Source organism: Gordonia mangrovi (genome assembly GCF_024734075.1).
GTDB lineage: Bacteria > Actinomycetota > Actinomycetes > Mycobacteriales > Mycobacteriaceae > Gordonia > Gordonia mangrovi.
On sequence record NZ_CP102850.1, the window covers coordinates 3127602 to 3149228 of the forward strand.

20 protein-coding genes are annotated in these 21627 nt (G+C 67.5%); 8 read left to right on the forward strand and 12 right to left on the reverse strand.

Annotated features, from left to right (window positions below; translation table 11 throughout):
- The first annotated feature begins 38 nt into the window (after positions 1 to 38).
- On the forward strand, positions 39 to 716 hold the full coding sequence (locus NWF22_RS14160; RefSeq protein ID WP_160904151.1) for a DUF899 domain-containing protein: 678 nt from the start codon (positions 39 to 41) through the stop codon (positions 714 to 716).
- 8 nt (positions 717 to 724) lie between these two features.
- On the opposite strand, the gene NWF22_RS14165 is transcribed toward NWF22_RS14160, so the two are convergent.
- Both NWF22_RS14165 and NWF22_RS14170 read right to left on the reverse strand, forming a co-directional pair.
- The gene (locus tag NWF22_RS14165; protein ID WP_160904152.1) at positions 725 to 1564 is read right to left on the reverse strand and encodes a hypothetical protein; all 840 of its coding nucleotides are present in this window, start codon (positions 1562 to 1564) and stop codon (positions 725 to 727) included.
- Between the two features lie 125 nt (positions 1565 to 1689).
- Positions 1690 to 2793 (reverse strand): DNA adenine methylase, encoded by a 1104-nt coding sequence (locus NWF22_RS14170; RefSeq protein WP_444881597.1) that lies wholly within the window; start codon positions 2791 to 2793, stop codon positions 1690 to 1692.
- A gap of 80 nt (positions 2794 to 2873) precedes the next feature.
- On the opposite strand from NWF22_RS14170, the gene NWF22_RS14175 reads away from it, so the two are divergent.
- A complete protein-coding gene (locus NWF22_RS14175; protein WP_160904153.1) occupies positions 2874 to 3302 on the forward strand; it encodes an HIT family protein in 429 nt (142 codons plus the stop codon).
- A 58-nt stretch (positions 3303 to 3360) separates the two neighbouring features.
- Here the strand turns inward: NWF22_RS14175 and NWF22_RS14180 are convergent, their stop codons facing one another.
- Positions 3361 to 5454, reverse strand: a complete 2094-nt coding sequence (locus tag NWF22_RS14180; RefSeq protein WP_160904154.1) for a RecQ family ATP-dependent DNA helicase — start codon at positions 5452 to 5454, stop codon at positions 3361 to 3363.
- A gap of 132 nt (positions 5455 to 5586) precedes the next feature.
- On the opposite strand from NWF22_RS14180, the gene NWF22_RS14185 reads away from it, so the two are divergent.
- From NWF22_RS14185 to purD, 3 genes are all read left to right on the forward strand, one after another.
- On the forward strand, positions 5587 to 6870 hold the full coding sequence (locus NWF22_RS14185) for a bifunctional glycosyltransferase family 2/GtrA family protein (protein ID WP_160904155.1): 1284 nt from the start codon (positions 5587 to 5589) through the stop codon (positions 6868 to 6870).
- Positions 6867 to 8933 carry a glycosyltransferase family 39 protein gene (locus tag NWF22_RS14190; protein ID WP_160904156.1) on the forward strand — a complete coding sequence of 689 codons (2067 nt, stop codon included), beginning with the start codon at positions 6867 to 6869 and terminating at the stop codon, positions 8931 to 8933. The genes NWF22_RS14185 and NWF22_RS14190 overlap by 4 nt, the downstream gene beginning before the upstream one ends.
- 130 nt (positions 8934 to 9063) lie before the next feature.
- Complete coding sequence (gene purD / locus NWF22_RS14195; RefSeq protein WP_258321146.1) at positions 9064 to 10317, forward strand: phosphoribosylamine--glycine ligase; 1254 nt, start codon at positions 9064 to 9066, stop codon at positions 10315 to 10317.
- A gap of 28 nt (positions 10318 to 10345) precedes the next feature.
- On the opposite strand, the gene eutC is transcribed toward purD, so the two are convergent.
- The 9 genes from eutC to NWF22_RS14235 form a co-directional block, all read right to left on the reverse strand.
- Entirely contained in the window at positions 10346 to 11122 is a 777-nt protein-coding gene (gene eutC, locus NWF22_RS14200; RefSeq protein WP_160904157.1) for an ethanolamine ammonia-lyase subunit EutC, read from the reverse strand.
- Positions 11119 to 12528 carry an ethanolamine ammonia-lyase subunit EutB gene (locus NWF22_RS14205; RefSeq protein ID WP_160904158.1) on the reverse strand — a complete coding sequence of 470 codons (1410 nt, stop codon included), beginning with the start codon at positions 12526 to 12528 and terminating at the stop codon, positions 11119 to 11121. The genes eutC and NWF22_RS14205 overlap by 4 nt, the downstream gene beginning before the upstream one ends.
- The gene (gene eat, locus NWF22_RS14210) at positions 12525 to 13970 is read right to left on the reverse strand and encodes an ethanolamine permease (protein ID WP_160904159.1); all 1446 of its coding nucleotides are present in this window, start codon (positions 13968 to 13970) and stop codon (positions 12525 to 12527) included. The genes NWF22_RS14205 and eat overlap by 4 nt, the downstream gene beginning before the upstream one ends.
- A 144-nt stretch (positions 13971 to 14114) precedes the next feature.
- The gene (locus tag NWF22_RS14215) at positions 14115 to 15071 is read right to left on the reverse strand and encodes an alpha/beta hydrolase (protein WP_160904160.1); all 957 of its coding nucleotides are present in this window, start codon (positions 15069 to 15071) and stop codon (positions 14115 to 14117) included.
- A 33-nt stretch (positions 15072 to 15104) separates the two neighbouring features.
- Positions 15105 to 15257 (reverse strand): DUF8730 family Cys-rich protein, encoded by a 153-nt coding sequence (locus NWF22_RS24630; RefSeq protein WP_507237296.1) that lies wholly within the window; start codon positions 15255 to 15257, stop codon positions 15105 to 15107.
- A gap of 1 nt (position 15258) precedes the next feature.
- Entirely contained in the window at positions 15259 to 15867 is a 609-nt protein-coding gene (locus tag NWF22_RS14220) for a mycothiol-dependent nitroreductase Rv2466c family protein (RefSeq protein ID WP_160904161.1), read from the reverse strand.
- Positions 15864 to 16283, reverse strand: a complete 420-nt coding sequence (locus NWF22_RS14225) for a DUF302 domain-containing protein (protein WP_160904162.1) — start codon at positions 16281 to 16283, stop codon at positions 15864 to 15866. Before NWF22_RS14225 ends, NWF22_RS14220 begins: the two co-directional genes overlap by 4 nt.
- A 52-nt stretch (positions 16284 to 16335) precedes the next feature.
- Positions 16336 to 16605 carry a metal-sensitive transcriptional regulator gene (locus tag NWF22_RS14230; RefSeq protein WP_160904163.1) on the reverse strand — a complete coding sequence of 90 codons (270 nt, stop codon included), beginning with the start codon at positions 16603 to 16605 and terminating at the stop codon, positions 16336 to 16338.
- Between the two features lie 64 nt (positions 16606 to 16669).
- Positions 16670 to 18829, reverse strand: coding sequence for an MMPL family transporter (locus NWF22_RS14235; protein WP_160904206.1), 2160 nt, complete (start codon positions 18827 to 18829; stop codon positions 16670 to 16672).
- Positions 18830 to 19097: 268 nt separating this feature from the next.
- Between NWF22_RS14235 and NWF22_RS14240 the strand changes: the two genes are divergently transcribed.
- Genes NWF22_RS14240 through purB form a run of 3 tightly spaced genes read left to right on the forward strand, consistent with a single transcriptional unit; the run spans position 19098 to position 21622 of the window.
- Positions 19098 to 19691: a TetR/AcrR family transcriptional regulator gene (locus NWF22_RS14240; RefSeq protein ID WP_160904164.1), complete on the forward strand. Its 594-nt coding sequence runs from the start codon at positions 19098 to 19100 to the stop codon at positions 19689 to 19691.
- 33 nt (positions 19692 to 19724) lie between these two features.
- The gene (locus tag NWF22_RS14245; protein WP_233751940.1) at positions 19725 to 20141 is read left to right on the forward strand and encodes a hypothetical protein; all 417 of its coding nucleotides are present in this window, start codon (positions 19725 to 19727) and stop codon (positions 20139 to 20141) included.
- A gap of 53 nt (positions 20142 to 20194) precedes the next feature.
- A complete protein-coding gene (gene purB, locus NWF22_RS14250; RefSeq protein ID WP_160904165.1) occupies positions 20195 to 21622 on the forward strand; it encodes an adenylosuccinate lyase in 1428 nt (475 codons plus the stop codon).
- Positions 21623 to 21627 lie beyond the last annotated feature (5 nt).

Consider the following 21627-nt stretch of genomic DNA (forward strand, 5'->3'; position numbering starts at 1 on the left):
GCGTCGGTCGATAGTGGAGACACGAAAGGGGATCACTCATGTCTGCACAGATGCCACCGGTCGTCGACGAACAGTCCTGGCGAGACGCCCTCGCCGAACTCCGGGTGCGGGAGAAGGCGGCCACCCGCGAACTCGACGCCATCGCCGCGCAGCGCCGACGGCTGCCCATGGTCGAGATGCCCGACTACACGCTGATCGGACCCGATGGACCGATCTCGCTGGCCGACGTGTTCGACGGGCGCTCGCAACTGATCGTCTACAACCACATGTGGAACAACGGGGCCGAATTCCAGTGCGGCGGCTGTACCACCTTCACCGCCCAATTCACCAGGCTCGACTTCCTGGCGAACTATGACGCACGGTTCGTCATCGTCACCAACGGGCCGATCGAGGAAGCTCTCGCGTACAAGGCGCGCGTCGGCAATCAGATGGAGTGGTACTCGTCGTCGGAGAGCTCATTCGGCGCCGACGTCGACGCCGCGCCCGGGGAAGGGTTCGCGGTCAACGTGTTCCTTCGCGACGGTGACACCGTGTACCGCACCTGGCACACCAACGGCCGGGGGACCGAACAGTTGTCGCACACCTTTGCGCTGATCGACGCGTTGCCCTACGGACGTCGTGAGGAATGGCAGGATTCCCCCGACGGTTGGCCGCGCACCCCGACGTACTCGGGCTGGCTTGACTCGCAGGAGATCGCTCGGCTGTACGGCGAGTAGCCGGTCGGTCAGATCAGCCGGCGCAGTGTCGCGAACTCGCGGACGTCGTCGCGGAACCGGTCGAGGCTCACCAATGTGTACATGCCGTCGATCTGCCGGTCGTCCCACAGCTGGTGGATTCGTCGGAGGTCCGCCTGCCGTGACTTCCAGCCGATTCCGTCGATCACCGCGAGCACGAGCTGACGCGGCAGTCGCACCTCGGCCATCTCCTCGATCTCGCGGACCGCGTCGGTGAGTTTGCTGCCGGTGGAGTCGAAACCCTTGGCCGCAACCACGATGTCGGCGGTGTCGGGGTCGCCGATGATGAGGTCGGCGGGCGCGGTACGGCCGTTGCGACCGGTGAAACGCGAGCGGGTGGTGTAGTCGAGTCCGAGGTCCTGGGCAATGGACTCGATCTCGTCCTCGATCCGGCGTCCGGACGCGCCGGCCCGGGTTGCCGTCACCCGACTGCCGGCACGGGCGACCAGGATGTCGGCGAAGGTGTACGTGCGTTCCAGTTGGGTGCGTAGCGTCCGGACCAGATCGAACTCGGTGTCGAGCCAGGTGACCAGATCCACCGGCTGCGTCCGGGCGACTCCATGCCAGCCGGTGGTGCCGAAGTGGTCGCGCAGCACGTTCTTCAGCTTCTCCTGCGACAGTCCGACCGCCAGCCCGAGAACCGGGACGTCGGCGGGATGATCGCGGACCCAGGCCGCCAGCCCGGCGACGTCGGTGTCGAGGAGCTCACCGAGAGAGCCCGTGGCCGCGGTGATCCGTTCGGCCTCCGGCGTCGATGCGGTCGGATCGACGTGAGAGGTCAAGCGGCCCAGCGTTTTCAGATAGTCGTCGAAGTCCCCGGCGTCACTCATCGGACGTTGGCCCCTGCTGGTCGAGTAGCCCGTGAGGGACGAGCGGGCGTGGTGTTCGTTGGTCGAGTAGCTCGTGAGGGACGAGCGGGCGTATCGAGACCGGATGACGTGCGATCCATCGCCACTCAGTCGCGACCGATGAACAGGTACTCACTCACATCGCGCCGGGTGGCGGCAACGTGCGTGCCGAAACTGTACTTGTGGTCGATCGCGATCACCTCCACGGACGGCTTGACCTTGCCCAGCAGGTCGACGATCCGGTCGGCGCCGGGCAGCGCATTGGACGAATAGGACAGCACGATCGCGCCCGCCTGTTCGAAATGCTCGAAGGTGCGCACCAGAGCGTCCTCGATCGAATGCTTGTAGGCGAACGGCGTATAGCGCTTGGTGAGCTTCTTGGTCTTGGTGTGCTCCATGATCGTCATGCCCTGCCAGTACGCGCTGAGCCCTTCCAGGAAGTGGTAGCGCTTGATGTAGTCGTTGTCGTCGGTCGGCGGCGCATAGGGCGGGTCGAGATAGACCAGGTCCGGCGGGGCGTCGAGCGCCGACAGGTCGAGATCGAAGATGTCGCCGGTCACGCTGCGGTTGGACCGTCCGTTGCTGAACACGGTGGCGTTGTACTCGGCGGCCGACCGTGTGCGGAAATGGTCGCGCAACGACATCCGCAGGTCTCGGCGGCCGTCGGCATAGCGCGACGAATCGGTGAAGGTGAACACCCCACGCGGCTGTTTGCGCGCCGCCGACAACACCAGCGCCGAGATGGCCAGGTCGCGGCGGTACCCGCGTAACCGGTCGATATGCGACCACGCGGAGTCGAGGAATGCCCGGTCGTCGGCGTCAAAGTACAGACCGTCGAACGTGGTCTGGATGAAATCCCGATCGTCGGCGGGCGGACCGCAGATCTCGTCGATCACATCCGGCTCGAGTCGCACGCTGGAGTTGGCGACGGTCGCCCGGGTGATGATGTGCGGGAACGTGAGGAAGTCGTTGCTCAGCACCTGAAATCCTTGTGCCTTCAACAGGTACGACACCACGCCGGAGCCGGAGAAGGCGTCGACGGCGGTGCCGCCGCCGATGTCGGCGAAGGTCCGCTCCAGGTGCGGCAGGAGCCGATACTTCGAACCCATGTAGCGCAGCCGCGGGAACCGCTGGGCGTGCTCGACGACGTCGGTCGAGGCGACGGTGTGGACCCGTGTCGGCTTGCCGCGGGTGAACTCTGGTCGACTCACACGAAAAGAATGTCATGGACCTCCGACAGCGTGCCGACAACACGACGGGTGACGCGGGCCGCGCGGCTACAGTGATCTCCATGGCTTCCGTCTTCAGCATGATCATCAACGGAGAACTGCCCGGGCGATTCGTGTGGCGCGATGGTCAGGCCGTCGCGTTCCTCACCATCAATCCGGTGACGCCCGGTCACGTGCTCGTCGTGCCCCGCAAGGAGGTCGACCACTGGGAACAGATGGACACCGCCTCCTACACCCACCTCGCCGATGTCTCGCAGAAGATCGGCCGCGCCGTCAAGGAGGCCTTCGGCGTGGCGCGGGTGGGCACCATGATCGCGGGACTGGAGGTGCCGCACGTGCACATCCACGTCTTCCCGCTGGAGAGTATGGACGCCTTCGACCTGGGCAATGCGCAGAAGGATCCCGACCCCGCCGAACTCGACGCCGCAGCCGCCAAGATCCGCGCCGCCCTGCACTCCACCGGTTACGGCGAGTACGTCGCCGACGCCTGACCTCCCGGTTTCGTAGTACGAACCGGCGATTTCCGCACGGTTCGTACTACGGATCCGGTCAGACGGTGCGGTGGATGAGCAGCGGCGAGACCGTGGCGGCGCCGGCCTCGCGTAGCGCTGCTGCGGCCAGGGTGATCGGCCAGCCCGAGGCGTTCTCGTCGACGACGAGCAGCACGTTCTGCCCAGCCACCTCGGGCATGCCCCCGAGGTGGTCACGCCAGTAGACGGCCTCGGTGGCGCCGGTCGCGTCGCGGCCCGGCGGATCGCCCATCCGCACCGGGATCGACAGGCCCGGGCGGCGACCGATGCGGCAGAGATGGTCGGCGACCTGCTTGGCGAGCGCGGTACCGGTCAGCCGCAACGACGCGATCACGTCCGGGCGGGCGCCACCGTCGCGCACCCACGCCGCCAACGTCGCGACCGCGGCATCGCCGAGGTCGGTCAGCGCTTGCTCCTCGCCGCGTCGCGCACCCGCCAGCAGCTCCGCCCATTCCGGTGCGTCCGCGTGCGCAAGCACCCGCCCCGCCTCCGCGGCGAGCGAGGCCGGGATGCGACCGCGGGTACCGAAAGCCCCGCCCGGCCACATCTTGCGCGGCTCCAGCCGCAGCGCCGAACGACGGAGTGCGCCGGTGATCGTGCGCACCGTCTCGTCGGGCACCTCCGCCGACAACGGCTCGGTCAATCGGCCGCGGCACACCGAGCAGCGCCCACACGGCTGTGCCTCCGGGTCGTCGAGCGACGACGTGAGCAACTGCATGAGGCACTGCCGTCCGGCGACATAGGACCGCATGATGTCGGCCTCGCGACGGCGCACCTCGATGACCCCGTCGTAGTGCTCCGCATCGTAGGTCCACGGCACTCCGGTCGACCGCCAGCCGTCGGGTCCGCGGTCGGTGGCACCGTCGACCGCCAGTTGTTTCAGCATCAATTCCACACGGCCCCTGCGGAATCCGGTCGATGCCTCGAGCTGGGGCACCGACATCGGGCCGTCCGCGGCGTCCAGCGCCGCCAGCAGCGCGTCCATTTTGTCGGGCTCGGGGATGGTCGCGGTGGCGAAGTGATCCCAGATGGCGTCGTCGGTGCGCGAGGCCAACAGCATCACCACCGCCTCGTCGAGCGCACGCCCGGCACGACCCACCTGCTGGTAGTAGGACACCGGCGACGGCGGCGCACCCACATGGACGACGAAACCCAGGTCGGGTTTGTCGTAGCCCATGCCCAGCGCCGAGGTCGCCACCAAGGCCTTGACCTCGTTGCGCAACAACGCATCCTCGAGCTCATGGCGCCGCTGCGCGTCGAGTTGGCCGGTGTAGGCCGCGACCGGATAGTCGATGCCGTGCACGGCAGTGATGGCGTTGACCAGGCGGTCCGCATCGGCGACGGTGAGGACGTAGACGATGCCCGAACCCGGCAGCTGCGGTAGGTACTCGGCCACCCAGCCGTACCGCTCGATCGGCGACAGGGCGTCGATCACGTTGAGATGCAATGATCGTCGCGCCAGCGCACCGCGGAGCACAAGAGTGTGCGCGCCCAGCTGTTTCGCCACGTCCTCGGTGACCCGCGCGTTGGCCGTCGCGGTGGTCGCCAGCACCGGCGTCTGCGGATTCAAGGTCTGCAACACGTCGGAGACGCGCCGGTAGTCGGGCCGGAAGTCATGTCCCCAGTCCGAGATCGCGTGCGCTTCGTCGATCACCAGCAGACCCAGCTGCCCAGCGAGGGCATCGAGGACACGCCGGCCGAATCCGGGATTGGCCAGACGCTCCGGGGACACGAGCAACACGTCGAGATCCCCACCACGCAGCTGGGCTTCGATCATCGACCACTCGTCGACATTCGACGAGTTCAGGGTCGCCGCCCGCAACCCGGCCCGCTCGGCGGCCGCCACCTGATCGCGCATCAGCGACAACAGGGGAGACACGATAAGAGTCGGCCCGGCCCCCGCAGCACGAATGATCGCCGTCGCCGACCAATACACCGCCGACTTGCCCCAACCGGTCGCCTGGACCACCAGCACCCGCGCCGACGGCTCGACCAGCGCGGCCACCGCCGTGAGCTGATCCTCGCGCAGCCGGGCGCCCGCTCCGGCAAGACTCTCGATCACCCGGTCGGCGGCCGCCTGCTGTTCGGTGGTCAGGGTCGCTGTGGAGGACATGACGCCAACCTATCGGTTCCCTCGGACACCGAGCGACCGCCCGAGCGCGTTGTCCACAGCCGCTCGACGCTCACAGCAACCTGACAGCGTCGGCGCAGAGTGGGCGAAGTTTGGCGTCCGATTCTCGTAGTCATGACAGCAGAAGCCCTCCCGACGACAGGTGAGCGCGTGGTGACGGTGGCCGACAGTTCCGGACCGGCGCCCGTCCTCGACATCGTCGTTCCCGTGTACAACGAGCAGACCGACGTCGCCGGGGCGGTGCGGCGCCTGCGGGATCACCTACGTGCCAACGTGCCGTATCCGTCGCGGATCATTGTCGCCGACAACGCCAGCACCGACTCCACCCTGGCGATCGCGGCGGAACTCGCCGGCGAGGTCGACGGTCTGCGGGTGGTGCATCTCGAACAGAAGGGCCGGGGCCGCGCGCTGAACGCGGTGTGGCGGGCCAGTGACGCCGAGATCGTCGCCTACTGCGACGTCGACCTGTCCACCGACCTCAACGCGCTCATGCCGCTGATTGCACCGTTGATCTCCGGGCACTCCGACATCGCGATCGGCACCCGGTTGGCACGCGACTCGCGGGTGGTTCGCGGACCGAAGCGGGAGTTCATCTCCCGCTCCTACAACCTGATCCTGAAGACCACCATGCGTGCCAAGTTCTCCGATGCACAATGTGGATTCAAGGCCATGCGCACCGACATCGCCCGCCAGGTGTTGCCCTACGTCGAGGACACCGGATGGTTCTTCGACACGGAGTTGCTGGTGCTGGCCGAGCGCATCGGTCTGCGCATAGCCGAGGTCCCCGTCGATTGGGTCGACGATCCCGACAGCACCGTCGACATCGTCTCCACCGCTGTCGCCGACCTGAAAGGTTGCGCGCGCGTCGGATATGCCCTGACCACCGGTCGACTGCCGATCGCCGAGTTGCGTGCGGCCATCGGTCGCGATCGGGCGCCCGGTCCCCACATCGAGGGTGTCCCGTTTGGACTCGTCGGCCAGCTCGCCCGGTTCTGTGTCATCGGCGTCGCCTCGACCATCGCGTACGCCGTGCTGTACCTGTTGCTGCACGCCTTCCTCGGTGCGCAAGTCTCCAACTTCGTGGCGCTGGCGATCACCGCGGTCCTCAACACCGCCGCCAACCGACGCTTCAGCTTCGGCGTGCAAGGACGTGAGGGCATGATGCGCCACCACTTCTTCGGATTGGCGGTGTTCCTGTTCGGTTGGGTGGTGACGGCCGGATCACTGGTGGTGTTGCACGGCGTCGCTCCCGAGGCGTCCAAGCATGTCGAACTCGTCGTACTGGTGGTGGCCAACCTGGTCGCCACGCTGACCCGGTTCGTCGGCCTGCGCTGGGTGTTCCGCAGCCACGACAATATCCGTGACGCCGCCGGCGCTACGGAAGGTGCCGCCGAATGACCGCCATCGTCGACACGCAATCGGCCGCACCCGTTCCGCCCGACGAATCCGCGTCCGGGCGGAACGCCCGTGTGTGGCAACCCCTCTCATTGGTCGCGTTGCTGATCGGCACCGCGATCGCCTATCTGGCGAATCTCTCGGCCAACGGCTGGGCCAACTCGTTCTACTCGGCGGCCATCCAGGCCGGATCGGAGTCGTGGAAGGCCTGGTTCTTCGGGTCGTCGGACATGGCCAACTCCATCACCGTCGACAAACCTCCGGCGTCGCTGTGGATTCCCGGCCTCTCGGTTCGGGTCTTCGGGCTGAACTCGTGGTCGATCCTCGTGCCAGAGGTGCTGATGGGCGTGGCGTCGGTGGCGCTGCTCTACCTGATCACCAAGAAGTACTTCGGGCACTGGCCGGGCATCCTGGCGGGCCTCGTCCTGGCGGTGACGCCGGTGGCCGCCATGATGTTTCGTTTCGACAATCCCGAGGCGTTGCTGATCCTGCTGATGATCGCAGCCGTCTGGGCGATGCTCAAGGCGGTCGAGGATGGTCGGCTGCGGTGGATGATCCTGACCGGTGTGTTCGTCGGATTCGGCTTCCTCACCAAGCAGCTGCAGGTGATGCTGATCGTGCCGCCACTGGCGATCACGTATCTGGCGTTCGGCCAACACACCTGGCTCAAGCGGATGGGACATCTGTTCGCCGCATTGGGCGCGATGATCGTCAGTGCCGGTTGGTGGATTCTCGCCGTCGAGCTGTGGCCGGCGTCGTCGCGCCCGTGGATCGGTGGCTCCCAGAACAATTCGATCCTGGAACTCACTCTGGGCTACAACGGCCTCGGACGCCTCAACGGCAACGAGACCGGCAGCGTGGTGCCGGGTGGTGGCGGCGGATATGCCGACGCGATGGGCGGCCCCGGTGGGGGCGGCGGCATGTGGGGACAAACCGGCTGGCTGCGCATGTTCGAACCCGCCCAGGGCGGCCAGATCGCTTGGCTCATCCCGACCGGCATCGTGCTGGCCGTCGCGGCGCTGGTGCTGATCGGCAAGGCCCGACGCACCGACCTGCGACGCGCCTACCTCGTGGTGTGGGGGCTGTGGCTATTGGTGACCATGGCGGTGTTCAGCTTCATGGCCGGCATCTTCCACAGCTATTACACGGCGGCCTTGGCGCCCGCGGTGGCGGCGGTGGTCGCGGGTGCGGCTGGGGTGTGCTGGTCGCAGCGTGACCGGCTCTGGGTGCGGATCGTGCTGGCGGCGGCTGTCTGGATCGCTGCGGTCTGGGGTTTCGTGCTGCTGAACCGGTCGCCCGATTTCGTGCCGTGGCTGCGGTGGATGGTGCTGTCGGCCGGACTGGTCAGCGGTGTCGTGATGCTGCTCGCGCATCGGACCTACCTGTCGGCGGTGGCCGTGATCACCGCCCTGGCCGCGGGTCTGGCCGGACCGATCGCGTACACGGTCGACACCATCAGCACCCCGAAGCAGGGCTCGATCATCAGTGCGGGTCCGCGTGTCGAGGGCGAATTCGGCCCCGGTGGTGGTGGCCCCGGTGGTCGCGGGCGGGACGGTATGCGCATGGCGCCGGGCGGAAACGCCGGTGCGACCGGCGCGGGTGCGAACAGTGCCGGTCCGACCCTGCCGACCGGGGGCGGGTTCGGCGGCATGGCGGGTCCGGGTGCGATGGGTCCGGAGGCGGGCGCCGGCGGAGCGGGCGGACTGCTGAACGGCTCGACGCCGAGCGCCGAACTCGTCGCGATGCTGCGCGACGACGCCGACAGTTACACCTGGGTGGGTGCGGCGGTCGGATCCAACGAAGCGTCGGGCTACCAGCTCGAGTCCGGATACTCGGTGATGCCCATCGGTGGCTTCAACGGCACCGACCCGTCGCCGACACTCGAACAGTTCCAGACGTTGGTGGCCGAAGGACAGATCCACTACTTCCTTGGCGGTGGTCGCGGCTTCGGCAATTCGGACGAGTCGCAGCCGTCGGCGCAGATCGCGCAGTGGGTTCAGGACAACTTCACCGCCACCACGGTCGGCGGCACCACGGTGTACGACCTGACGGCACCCACCGACTGAGCGCTCCAATGGTGTGCCCAGGAGGTTCTTCCGCCCGACCTGTGTTCCTTCCCCGCAGCAACCTCGGGGAAGGAACACATACCCGGGGGACGAACCGCCGGTAGGCGAGCCAGACACTAGAGTCATCACCGTGCGCGTACTCGTGATCGGCTCGGGCGGCCGCGAACATGCCCTGCTCATCGGACTGTCGAAAGACCCCTCGGTCACCGAACTGCACGTCGGGCCCGGCAACGCCGGCACCTCGGCGATCGCGACCAACCATCCGGTGGACATCGTGTCCGCCGACGCCGTCGTCGCCCTGGCGCGGCGCATCGAGGCCGACCTGGTGGTCATCGGGCCCGAGGTACCGCTGGTGGCCGGGGTTGCCGACGCCCTGCGCGCCGCCGGCTTCGCCACGTTCGGTCCGGGCGCCGAGGCAGCCCGCATCGAGGGGTCGAAGGCGTTCGCCAAGGATGTGATGGCCGCCGCCGGGGTGCGTACCGCGCACAGCGAGATTGTCGACAACCCAGCCAAACTCGATGCCGCGCTGGATCGTTTCGGACCCACCTGGGTGGTCAAAGACGACGGGCTGGCCGCCGGCAAGGGTGTGGTGGTGACCGATGACCGTCTGGCCGCCCGCGACCATGCGGCGGAACTGCTGGAGAACGGTCACCCGGTACTGCTGGAGAGCTTTCTCGACGGACCGGAGGTGTCGCTGTTCTCGCTGGTCGACGGCGAGCAGGTGGTGCCGCTGATCCCGGCGCAGGATCACAAGCGGGTCGGCGACGGCGACGCCGGTCCCAACACCGGCGGGATGGGCGCCTACACGCCGCTCCCGTGGCTACCCGATGCGGTGACGCAGCAGATCGTCGACGACGTGGTCAAGCCGGTCGCCGCCGAGATGGCCAAGCGCGGCACCCCGTTCTCGGGTCTGCTCTACGCCGGGCTCGCCATCGGTAAGGACGGACCCGCGGTGGTCGAATTCAACTGCCGCTTCGGCGACCCGGAGACCCAAGCCGTGCTCGCCTTGCTCAAATCCCCACTGGGACAAGCGCTCAACGCGACGGCAACCGGCACCCTCGACCAACTGCCGGCGTTGGAGTGGCTCGACGGTGCGGCGGTCACCGTGGTGGTGGCCGCCGAGAACTACCCGGGCAAGCCGCGCACCGGTGACGTGATCGGCGGGGCCGAGGGCGAAGGTGTGCTGCACGCGGGAACCGCGCTGTCCGACGACGGCGCGGTGGTCTCGGCGGGCGGCCGGGTGCTCTCGGTGGTCGGCACCGGTGCCGACCTCGCCGAGGCGCGCGCTCAGGCCTACGACCGGATCGCGGGCATCAAACTGCCCGGCTCGCATTTCCGCACCGACATCGGCCAGGCCGCGCTCGAGGGCCGCATCAGCCTCTGACGCTCCTCAGGGGTCGGTGGGCGTCGCGTCAGGACTGATCCAGCACCTCCCGGGCGCTGTCGGAGAGTTCCGCCCGTGACGTGTCCTTGAGCGCCACCCCGGAGCGACCGAGCTTGCGGGCGCCGTCGACGAGCGCGACGGTGATGGCCGCGGCGGTGTCGTAGTCGAGGCCGTCGGGCGGGTGGATGTTGGAGATGCAGTTGCGGTCGGCATCGTTGCGTCCCGGCCGCGGCAGATGGGTGAGGTAGACACCCAGGCTGTCGGCGACCGACAATCCGGGCCGCTCGCCGATGATCATGATCATCGTCTGCACACCGAGCGCCTGACCGATGTGGTCGCCGAGAGCGACGCGGGCCTGGGTGGCGATGACCGGCGGCGCGAGGGTGAACCGCGAGCCGAGTTTGTCCAGCACTGCCTGGAGCAGTCCGCGGCCGTGGTCGGTGAGCGCCCGCGGCGATAGTCCGTCGGCCAGGACGATCGCGATGTCGGCACCAGTCTCGGGGAGGTGGCTGACGTCGGCGGGCCGGCGGCCCAGGTCGGGGCGACGCAGATATTCGCTGCGGGAGTGCGCCTGGCTTTCCACGCGCAGCGCAGCCGGCAGATCGAGATCGCCGAGCTGATCGGCCAGGTCATCGACATCGAGCGGCTCATGGACCGCATCGCGCGCGGCGGCGTGTGCGGCCTGGAATTCGAGCACTCGGCGCGACGGCATCGAATTGCCCGCCCGGCCCAGGCCGATGCGGGCCTGTGTGGTGCGCCGCAGCTCCGACCAGATGTCCTCGGTGGGGCGGGGTGCGTCGGTCATCGTGCGGCCGTGAGGGATCGCAGGGGGGAGCCGGCCAGGTCGACCGGCAGAATCCGTCCGTCGTCGTCGGCCATCCCCAGACCGGCGAGCCAGGCCTCGAACTCGGGCGCCGGGCGCAGCGCGAGGGCCTGCCGCACGTAGAGGGCATCGTGGAACGACAGACTCTGATAGCCGAGCATGACGTCGTCGGCGCCGGGGACGGCGATGACGAACGCTGCTCCGGCCACGCCGAGCAGGGTCAGCAACGTGTCCATGTCGTCCTGGTCGGCTTCGGCGTGGTTGGTGTAGCAGACGTCGACGCCCATCGGCAGGCCGAGGACCTTGCCGCAGAAGTGATCTTCGAGCCCGGCCCGGATGATCTGCTTGCCGTCGAAGAGATACTCGGGGCCGATGAAGCCGACGACGGTGTTGATCAGCAGCGGTTCGATGTCACGCGCAACCGCGTAGGCGCGGGTCTCGAGGGTCTGCTGATCGACGGGTTTGCCGCCCGTCCCGAGATGTGCGTCGGCGGACAATGCCGAGCCCTGCCCGGTCTCGAGGTACATGACGTTGCTGCCGACGGTGCCACGACGAAGCGAGCGGCCCGCCTCGTTGGCTTCGCGCAGCATCGCGATGTCGATGCCGAAACTGCGGTTGGCGCCCTCGGTGCCGGCGATCGACTGGAAGACGAGGTCTACGGGCGCGCCCTGCTCGATCAGATCGACGGTGGTGGTGACGTGCGACAGCACGCACGACTGCATGGGTATGGCGAAGCGCTGCCTGATGTCGTCGAGCAGGTGCAGCAGATCCGAGGTGGCGTGGGGGGAATCGGTGGCCGGGTTGATCCCGATCACCGCGTCCCCGCACCCCATCAGCAGCCCGTCGAGCGTGGCTGCCGCGATACCGCGGGGGTCGTCGGTGGGGTGATTGGGTTGCAGGCGGGTGGCAATTGTCCCGGGCAACCCGACGGTGGTGCGGAAGGCGGCCGTCACCGTCGCGGCCGAGGCCACCAGGATGAGGTCCTGGTTGCGCATGATCTTCGATGTCGCCGCCACCATCTCCGGGGTCAAACCCTTGGCGACAGAGGCGATCTGCACGGCGCTGTCGTCGCGGGCAGCGATCTCGAGGAACCAGTCGCGCAGTCCGCCGACGGTCAGGTGGGAGATGGGTCCGAACGCGTCGCGGTCGTGGGTGTCGATGATCAGGCGGGTGACCTCGTCGGTCTCGTATGGGACGACGGCTTCGTCGAGGAAGGTGGTCAGCGGCAGATCGGCGAGTTGCCAGGCGGCCGCGGCTCGTTCGGCATCGGACTGGGCTGCGCATCCGGCGAGTTCGTCGCCGGATCGTCGGGGTGTCGCCTTGGCCATGAGTTCGACGAGGCCGCCGAACTTATAGGTCGTCCCCGAGATGGACTGGCTGAATTTCATCGAAGGTCCTCCTCGGCTTGCGCCAGGGCGGCGAACTCCTCGTCCGGCGAGTTCGCGACGAGCCGATGACGGCTGTACACAGCGAAGTACAGCATGAAAAGCGCGAACACGCCGAGGCAGCACAGCGCGGCCACCACATCGACGAGGAACGTCGCGATGACCGCGATGACCGCGATCACGAGTGCGAAACCCGTGGTCACCACGCCGCCGGGGGTGCGATACGGGCGCTTCATGTCCGGCTCGCGCCGGCGAAGAACGATGTGGCTCACCATGATCAGGACGTAGCTCGACGCCGCGCCGAACACCGCCATGTTCAGCAGCAGGTCACCCTCGCCGGTCAGTGACAGCAGGAATCCGATGATGCCGGGCACGATCAGCGCCAGCGTCGGGGCCTTGCGGCGGTTGGTCACCGACAGGACCGGCGGCAGGTAACCGGCCCGCGACAGGGCGAACAACTGTCGGGAGTAGGCGTAGATGATCGAGAAGAAGCTCGCGATCAGCCCGGCCAGTCCGATGTAGTTGACCACCTTCGCCATCCCGGAATCGCCCAATGCCTCGACGAGCGGGTTACCGGACTCCGACATCGGGCCCGCGCCACCCGCGCCGGTCGTCAGCACCAGCACCGTCACGCAGGTGACCAGCAGGACGCCGATGGCGGCGATGATGCCGCGCGGCACATTCCGTTCCGGATTGGCGGTCTCCTCGGCGGCCAACGGGACACCCTCGATCGCGAGGAAGAACCAGATCGCGAACGGGATGGCCGACCATATGCCCAGATAGCCGAAGGGCAGGAACGACGAGGACCCGGCCGCGTCGGTGGCTGCGATGTCGGTGAGGTTTCCCGCGTCGAAGTGGCCGATCGCGGCGATCGCGAAGACCACCAGGCCGACCAGCGCGATGGCGGTGATCACGAACATCACTTTCAGGGCCTCCCCGACGCCGGAGAGGTGGATGCCGATGAAGATCGCGTAGACGGCCAGGTAGATCCACCAGCCGTCGACGATCCCGAACAGGTTCAACGATTCGACATAGGCGCCGATGAACGTGGCGATGGCTGCCGGGGCGATCGAGTACTCGATCAGAATCGCTGTGCCGGTGGCGAATCCGCCCCACGGCCCCAGCGCTCGTCGAGCGAACGTGTACCCACCGCCCGCTGCGGGCAGCGCCGACGACAATTCCGCCATACCCAGAACCAGGCACAGGTACATCGCCGCGATGACCACCGCGGCGATGGCGAGCCCACCGAACCCGCCCTCGCCGAGGCCGAAGTTCCAACCGGAGTAGTCCCCGGAGATCACGTAGCTGACGCCGAGCCCGGCCAGCAGCAGCCAGCCGGCGCTGCCGCCGGCCAGTTGCCGCTTCGCCAGATAGCTCTGCGACTCGGAATGGGTGTCGACACCACCCGCGAGGTGATGCGGATGCCCGGGGTCCTCGGTAGCCACAGTCGGCCTCCTTCTGCGGATGTTCATGATCTGAACAACAGTGACTTACAAACGTGATCCCCGACACTATTGAGACAACGTTGCAACCGAGTTGGTCAGGCGCGGAACTGGCCGTTCGGGCAGGTGGATGGATCGAGGGTGCGCTCAGCGGGCAAGATTGCGCCCGAGGAACTCCACGTGATCGGGCAACACACTGCGCCAGTACCGGTTGGTGTGCCCGCCCGCGGAGGTGCCGAACGCTGCCGGCGGGTGCAGATCGGCGGCCCACTGCCGGGTGTAGGTGAAGAACTGGTCCGACGACCCGATGCAGATGAGCAGCGGGATGCTGCGGAACGCGGATTGCTGGCCGAACAGCGAATTGGCCCGATAGTCGGCCGCCGAATCAAAGGCGCGGGGCGGAAAGTTGCGTGGGTCTGCCCACAGCGCAGGGGAACTCACCGACACCGCGGCAACCTTCGGCGACCCGAGTAACGCCCCGAGCCGCAGCGCGCCGTAGCCGCCCATCGACCAGCCGAACAGGCCGATTCGCTCGGTCGACAGGTTTAGTTGCGGGTCGGCGCCGAGCATCGGCAGGAATTCGTCGAGGATCATCGCGGCGCCGTCGGCGCCATCGGTGCGCCGGTGGTAGTAGTTGCGGCCGACGTCGGCGGACGCCAGCGCGAACGGCACACCGCCGTCGTCGACGTAGCGTTGCAGCACGTTCTGCATCTGCTGCTTCTCGGAGAAGATCGATTGCTCGTTGGTGTTCAACGCGTGCAGGACCAATGCCACCGGCAGCTGTCCGGTCACGCCGTCGGGCCGGGCGACAGCCCAGCGGGTGTTGCGACCGCCCATCTTTGCCGATCGGAAACTACCGGTGATCAGCGCCGGACCGTCGCTGGGGATCTCGGCAGGACTCTCCTCCGGTGGCAGCTCGTCATCGGCGGCATGCGCTCCCAGTCGGGGCGGGTCGATCTCGGGCTGTTCATCGTCGGCGCAGGCGGACAGGCCGCCGATCATCGCCGCACCCAGGCCGCCGACGAGCACCGAACGGCGGCTGACCCGCCCACCGGTGGGGGTGAACGGGTCAGCTGCGATCGGAGAGCGTGGTTCGCGGGTCATCGACTCCACAGCGTACTGGTGTCCCCGCGACGGTCAGCCCCGCTGGAAGAGTCCTCGCTTTTTTCCGTCGGCGTGTCCGGGACACCACTGGCTCGCGGGCACCATCCGGCGCACGGCGTCGACATGGCTGCCGCAGCCGGCCCAGGTGGTCTTGCCGCATTGGCGACAACGGGTGGGGTGGCACATGTCAGGCCTCCGCTTCGTGCAACTTCGGCGGGCCGGACCGTGGCCGCTCCACCTGCGCGAAGGCCGGTGATGCGGCCAGCGCGGTGAACCCGTCGAAGATCCGGGCGGCCTCGTCGGGTGCCGGGATCTCGGTGAGAACCGGCCCGAAGAAGGCGCGACCGTTCACGACGGTGATCGGGCTGCCGCCCGAGTTGCCGAGCGCATCCTGGCTGCGCTGATGTGCCGCGCGCACCGCACCGTCCCAGCTCTCGTTGTCCATGGCCGAGGCCAACGACGGCTCCAGGCCGCATTCGGTGAGTGCCTCACGGGCCAGCTCATCGGTCAGCTCGTTGCCCTCGGCGTGCAGGCGCCGGCCGAGCGCGGTGTAGAGCTCGCCGATGTCGTCGGTCCCGGTGGCCGCGGCCACCAACCGTCCGATGCGGCGCGACGTGTGCAGGCGTGCGGCCTGCGCCCCGTCGGCGTCTTGGCCCTCGTTCAGCACGGCCAGGCTCATCAGTCGCCAGGTCACCCGGGCGTCGCCGCGTTCGGCGGCGCTGGTGAGCCACCGCGAGGTGACCCAGGTGAACGGGCAGACCGGGTCGCCATAGATCTCGATGTCGGTGTCGGTCATCGCGCCATCGCTCCGGACGTCGACTTCAGCGTTTCCATGGCGGCCTGCAGCTTCGTCGAGGCGTCGCCGGCGACGTCGGGCAGACCCGGCGCGTCGGTGACCTTGACCATGATGTCGGGGTTCATGGCCTCGACGATCACGGTGCCCTCGTGCTCGGTGTCGTCACGGACGACGACGTTGCACGGCAGCAGCAGGCCGATCTGTCGGTCCACGCCGAGTGCGCGATGGGCCAGCGGCGGATTGCACGCGCCGAGGATCAGGTAGTTCTCCATGTCCTCGTCGAGCTTCTTCTTCAGCGTGGCCTTGACGTCGATCTCGGTGAGGACGCCGAACCCCTGCTCGGACAGTGCCTCTCGGGTGCGGGCCACGGCGTCGTCGAAGGTGGTCTGCAATGTTGCGGTGTAGCCGAGCTGCATCGCTCTCATCCTTTCTGTTGCGTCTGTCCGCCGGCGCGGCGTGACCGGGTGGTCACGCCAGCGCCAGGAACAGCTTTTCGAGTTGTTCTTCGGTCATGGGCTCGGAATTCTCGACCTGCTCGCCGGTCATGCATTCGCGCAATCCGGTGGCGACGATCTTGAATCCGGCCCGGTCGAGAGCTCGCGACACTGCGGCGAGCTGGGTGACGACATCCTTGCACTCGCGCCCCTGCTCGATCATGGAGATGACGCCCGCGAGCTGGCCGTGAGCCCGTCGCAACCGGTTGAGTACTACGGTCATCGATTCTTGATCGCCTACCATGAGGATCCTTCTTTCATTCAAGTGACTCATCTATTGTATACCCCTTGGGGTATCCGAGTGGTGCTCAGTGACTGAACGAGACCTTCGGCAGGACTCGGCGCAACCAGGCCGGACTCCACCAGGCGCCGTGTCCGGTGATCCGCAGCAGCACGGGCAGCAGGACCAGCCGGATCAGCGTGGCGTCGAGCAGGACCGCAACACCCAGGATGATGCCCATCTCCTTCGGCGGCAGCGGATCTGCCAGGGCGAAGGTGAAGAACACCGCGACCATGACCGCGGCTGCGGCGAAGATCACCCGGCCGGAATGTGCCAGGCCGTCCACGTGGGCCACCTTCGGGTCCTTGGAGCGCTCGTAGTGCTCCTTGGCCGTCGCGAGCAGGAACACGGTGTAGTCCATCGCGATCGCGAAGATCATGGCGAAGAAGAACACCGGACCCCAGCCGTTGAGGAAGCCCTGCGCCTCGAAGCCCAGGATTCCCGAGCCCCAACCTTCCTGGAAGATCAGTCGTGCGACGCCGAAGGCCGCGGCCGTCGACAACAGGCTCACCACGGTGCCCAGCAGCGCGATCAGCGGAGCCTGCAACGCCACCAGCAGCAACAGGAAGCCGAGGGTCAGGATCACCCCGACCACGATCGGGAACCAGTCATTGAGGGCCTGCTGCAGGTCGATGTTCTCCGCGGGTGCACCGCCGACCAGGGCGTCGGACGGCAGCGAGGTCCGCAGATCCTCGACGATCGTGTTCATCTGCTCGTCGGACGGATCGACAGCGGGAATGGCCTGCAGCATCACGTAACCGGAACCGTCGGCGGCCGGCTGCGGCGGAGTGACCATCGCAACTCCCGACGTCGACGATGCGACCTCGGCGGTCTGCTCGGCCTGAGCGTCCGGCACGACGATCTGCAGCGCGCCCGGCGCGCCGTCACCCATGGCCTCCTGGACGACCTCATAGCCCTGGCGGACCGGGGCGTCCTCGGGCACCACGCTGATCGACGGCATGGCGACCTTGAGTCCGATGACCGGCAGTGCCAGCACGATCAGGATTGCCAGCGATCCGACGGCGAACGGCCACGGATGGCGGTGCAGCAGGTCGCCCCACTTGGCGAACAGCGGCGAGCGGTGCTGCTGACGCTTGGCCCACGGCAGCGACACGGCGTTCACGCCGTTGCCGAGGGCGCCGAGGACCGCGGGCAGCAGGGTCATCGTGGCGGCCAGGACAAACACGACCGCCAGCATGATGCCCACCGCCATGGTGCGGACCGCGGGTGCGGGCACCAGGAGCACCGCCGACAGGCTGACCAACACCGTCAGGCCGGATAACAACACCGCCTTGCCGGCCGTGTCCATGGTCTCGACGGTGGCCGCGAGCTTGTCCTTGCGGTGAGCCATTGCGGCGCGGAAGCGGGAGACGATGAACAGGGCGTAGTCGATACCCAGGGCGAGCGCGAACATCATTGCGAAGTTCATGGCCCACACCGAGATCGGGGTGACCATGTTCAACAGGACGAGTCCGCCGGCCGAGGCGACCAACCCGGCGATCGTGAGCAACAGCGGCAGGCCGGCGGCGACCAGTGAACCGAAGGCGAGCACCATGATCGCCAGCGTGATCGGCCAGGAGACCATCTCGGCCTTGATCATCGCGTCGTGGTTGGCCTTGTTGAAGTCACTCCACAGTGCCGAGGCGCCGGTCGGATAGACGTCGATTCCGTTGCCGGACAGAGCGGTCAGCTCATCTTTGTGTTCGTCGACGGCTTTCACCATGTCGTCGGTGGTGCCGTTGGCCCCGATCAGGACGATGGCGGTGTGACCGTCCTGGCTGATGGTCATGCCGGGTTGCGGTGGCACCACCTCGCCGAAGCGGTCGTCGGTCGTGGCAACGTCGGAGATCTCGCCGATGACCTGCTGCATCGCGGGACTCGAGACGTCTTGGTCATCGGAGTGGACCACCACCTGGACCGCGGCTGACGAATTGCCGCCGAAGTGCTCCTCGGCGAGTTCGCGCACGGCCACCGACTCCGAACCGTTGGCCTGCCACCCGGCACCGGCCAGTGAGTTGAAGACCGAGGGTGCGAAGGCACCGAGGCCGATCACGAGCAGCGCCCAGATCGCGAAGACCCAGCGCCGGTGGATGGCCGTCCAGCCACCCAGTCGTCCGAGGGGGCCGGATCGCCGGGACTCCTCGGATATCTCTGTTTCTGCGGTTGTTGTCACGAATTCTTCCTCCATGTGGCCCAGAGGCGATATACCCTTGGGGGTATCCATCAGGTCGCGCTCGACCATACCCTAGGGGGTATGCGAAGACAAGGGGTCGGTTGTTCGGTCGACCCCGCGATCCCCACACTGTGGGCATACCCGGCGGCCAGGTGCGCAAGGGGTGATGGCGGCGTGTGTGCGGGCGTGCCGAGCGGCGCAGGGGACGGACCAAATTCGCCGATCCCGAAGCGGCTTTTGCCAAAGCAACACCCGGCAGCCAACCCTTTGGCAGCATGTTTTCATGACTTCGGCGGCAACCCCGAAGGGGCTGCGACGTCGGTCCCGATTGATCGAGGCCGCCGGCGAATTGCTGCTCGAAGGCGGGTTCGACGCGGTACGTCACCGGGCGGTCGCCGAGCGGGCGCAACTGCCGCTCGCGTCGACCACGTACTACTTCGGATCCCTCGAGGATCTGATGGCCGAGGCGGCCGCCGAAGTGTGCCATCGCGAGGAGAAATGCATTGCGGCCCGCCGCGATGCCATCTCCCGTCGACGTCGCGGCGGGCATGCCACTGCCGATGCGCTCGCCGAGGTCTTCGTGGGCCCCGAGACCACCATCGAGACATTGGCGGCCCGCTACGAGACGATTGCGTTGTCCGCGCGCTATCCGCGTTTGCACGATGTGGTCGCCGACCGCCGGAACTTATTGGCGGAGATGCATTCCGACGTGTTGCAGAAGTCGTTCCGGGTCGCCGAATCCGCGCACGTGCAGCAATTGATCGCGGTGGAGGACGGGGCCGTCGTCGGTGCGTTGGGTCGTCGGGAGACCAGCGCCTACATGGCGACGCGCCAGGCGTTGTACGAGGTGATCGAGGTGCTTGCGCCGCGTGAGTGACGCGTGCACCGAGTCGAGGGAGGGGAGCAGAGGATGCGTTCACGCAGACGGCTGGCCGGACGAGGCCGGCTCCTGATGGCCGGGCTCGCGGCAGTGGCGGCGGCATCAGCGATGGCGGTCTCGCCCGGGGAGGCCGCGGCAGCCCCGGTGGGCAAGGTCGATGCCGGCGTGCCGTTCTCGTCGGTGGTCTACGGCACCGGGTGCCGCTATGACCTGACGGTGGACGTCAACTCGGTGGGCACCGTCGAGTTCTGGGAGAAGCCGCAGGGTGCGCCCGCCCGATTCCTGGGGGCAGCGCAGGCCTACGGGGCCATCGCGACGATCAGCTGGGTGCCGCGTCGGGTGGCCACCACCGAGCTGTACGCGACGCAGAACGGGGTGACCGGGCCCAGTACGGCGCTTCGGGTGCACCAGGGCTACGGCTCGGGGTGGGCCTGCTTCGCCCTCTGACCGGGCAGTGACGCGTTCGGAAGGTGCGGACGCGCCGCGACTACACTGTATGCGTGTCGAAGCCCTCCATCTCCAACGTCCTGGCCGGTCGCTACGCCTCTGCCGAGCTTGCCGAGATCTGGTCGCCCCGCCACAAGATCGCGCTCGAGCGCCAGCTGTGGATCGCGGTGCTCAAGGCTCAGCGTGATCTGGGCATCGATGTGCCCGACACCGCGATCGCCGACTACGAGAAGGTCGTCGATCACATCGACCTCGACTCGATTGCGGAGCGGGAGCGGATCACCCGCCACGACGTGAAGGCGCGGATCGAGGAATTCAATGCGCTGGCCGGCCATGAGCAGATCCACAAGGGGATGACCAGCCGCGACCTCACCGAGAACGTCGAACAACTGCAGATCCTGCGGTCGCTGGAACATGTGCACGCCCACGGTGTGGCGGTCCTCGCGCGGGTCGTCGACCGCGCCGCGCAGTACTCCTCGGTGGTGATGGCCGGCCGCAGCCACAACGTCGCCGCCCAGGCCACCACGCTGGGCAAACGGTTCGCCAGTGCCGCCGATGAAATGATGATCGCGCTGACCCGGGTGCGGGAGCTGATCGACCGCTACCCCTTGCGGGGCGTCAAGGGTCCGATGGGTACCTCGCAGGACATGCTCGACCTCCTGGGCGGCGACGCGGTCAAGCTGGCCGATCTCGAGGCCCGGGTGGCCGATCACCTCGGCTTCTCGCGTTCGCTGACGTCGGTGGGTCAGATCTATCCGCGTTCCCTGGACCACGACGTGGTGTCCGCGCTCGTGCAGCTCGCGGCCGGACCGTCGTCGCTGGCCCACACCATCCGGCTGATGGCCGGCCACGAACTGGTGACCGAGGGATTCCAGCCCGGCCAGGTCGGTAGTTCGGCCATGCCGCACAAGATGAACACTCGTAGCTGCGAGCGGGTCAACGGCCTGCAGGTGGTGCTGCGGGGCTATGGCTCCATGGCCGCCGAGTTGGCCGGGGCCCAGTGGAACGAAGGGGATGTGTTCTGTTCGGTGGTGCGCCGGGTGGCGTTGCCGGATGCGTTCTTCGCCATCGACGGACTGATGGAGACCTTCCTCACCGTGCTCGCCGAATTCGGTGCCTATCCGGCGGTGATCGCCAACGAACTGGACCGTTACCTGCCGTTCCTGGCCACCACCAAGGTGCTGATGGCGTCGGTGCGCGCCGGCGTCGGGCGCGAGACCGCGCACGAGGCGATCAAGGAGAACGCGGTCGCCGTCGCGTTGGCGATGCGCGAGGAAGGCCGCGAGCCCGACCTGCTCGATCGCCTGGCCGCCGACGACCGTATCCCGCTCGACCGACCGCAGCTCGAGGAGTTGCTCGCCGACAAGACGGCGTTCGTGGGTGCCGCCGAACAGCAGGTGGTCGACGTGGTCGCCGCCGCGGAGAAGATCGTCGCCCAATACCCGGATGCAGCTGCCTACACGCCCGCGCCGATTCTGTAGCTTCT

What these genes read in the sequence shown, in the direction of transcription:
- NWF22_RS14160 (WP_160904151.1), top strand. Translation starts at nt 39, where the DNA reads ATGTCTGCACAGATGCCACCGGTCGTCGACGAACAGTCCTGGCGAGAC.
- NWF22_RS14165 (WP_160904152.1), bottom strand. Translation starts at nt 1,564, where the DNA reads ATGAGTGACGCCGGGGACTTCGACGACTATCTGAAAACGCTGGGCCGC.
- NWF22_RS14175 (WP_160904153.1), top strand. Translation starts at nt 2,874, where the DNA reads ATGGCTTCCGTCTTCAGCATGATCATCAACGGAGAACTGCCCGGGCGA.
- NWF22_RS14180 (WP_160904154.1), bottom strand. Translation starts at nt 5,454, where the DNA reads ATGTCCTCCACAGCGACCCTGACCACCGAACAGCAGGCGGCCGCCGAC.
- NWF22_RS14185 (WP_160904155.1), top strand. Translation starts at nt 5,587, where the DNA reads ATGACAGCAGAAGCCCTCCCGACGACAGGTGAGCGCGTGGTGACGGTG.
- NWF22_RS14190 (WP_160904156.1), top strand. Translation starts at nt 6,867, where the DNA reads ATGACCGCCATCGTCGACACGCAATCGGCCGCACCCGTTCCGCCCGAC.
- eutC (WP_160904157.1), bottom strand. Translation starts at nt 11,122, where the DNA reads ATGACCGACGCACCCCGCCCCACCGAGGACATCTGGTCGGAGCTGCGG.
- NWF22_RS14205 (WP_160904158.1), bottom strand. Translation starts at nt 12,528, where the DNA reads ATGAAATTCAGCCAGTCCATCTCGGGGACGACCTATAAGTTCGGCGGC.
- NWF22_RS14215 (WP_160904160.1), bottom strand. Translation starts at nt 15,071, where the DNA reads ATGACCCGCGAACCACGCTCTCCGATCGCAGCTGACCCGTTCACCCCC.
- NWF22_RS24630 (WP_507237296.1), bottom strand. Translation starts at nt 15,257, where the DNA reads ATGTGCCACCCCACCCGTTGTCGCCAATGCGGCAAGACCACCTGGGCC.
- NWF22_RS14220 (WP_160904161.1), bottom strand. Translation starts at nt 15,867, where the DNA reads ATGACCGACACCGACATCGAGATCTATGGCGACCCGGTCTGCCCGTTC.
- NWF22_RS14225 (WP_160904162.1), bottom strand. Translation starts at nt 16,283, where the DNA reads ATGCAGCTCGGCTACACCGCAACATTGCAGACCACCTTCGACGACGCC.
- NWF22_RS14230 (WP_160904163.1), bottom strand. Translation starts at nt 16,605, where the DNA reads ATGGTAGGCGATCAAGAATCGATGACCGTAGTACTCAACCGGTTGCGA.
- NWF22_RS14235 (WP_160904206.1), bottom strand. Translation starts at nt 18,829, where the DNA reads ATGGAGGAAGAATTCGTGACAACAACCGCAGAAACAGAGATATCCGAG.
- NWF22_RS14240 (WP_160904164.1), top strand. Translation starts at nt 19,098, where the DNA reads ATGACTTCGGCGGCAACCCCGAAGGGGCTGCGACGTCGGTCCCGATTG.
- NWF22_RS14245 (WP_233751940.1), top strand. Translation starts at nt 19,725, where the DNA reads ATGCGTTCACGCAGACGGCTGGCCGGACGAGGCCGGCTCCTGATGGCC.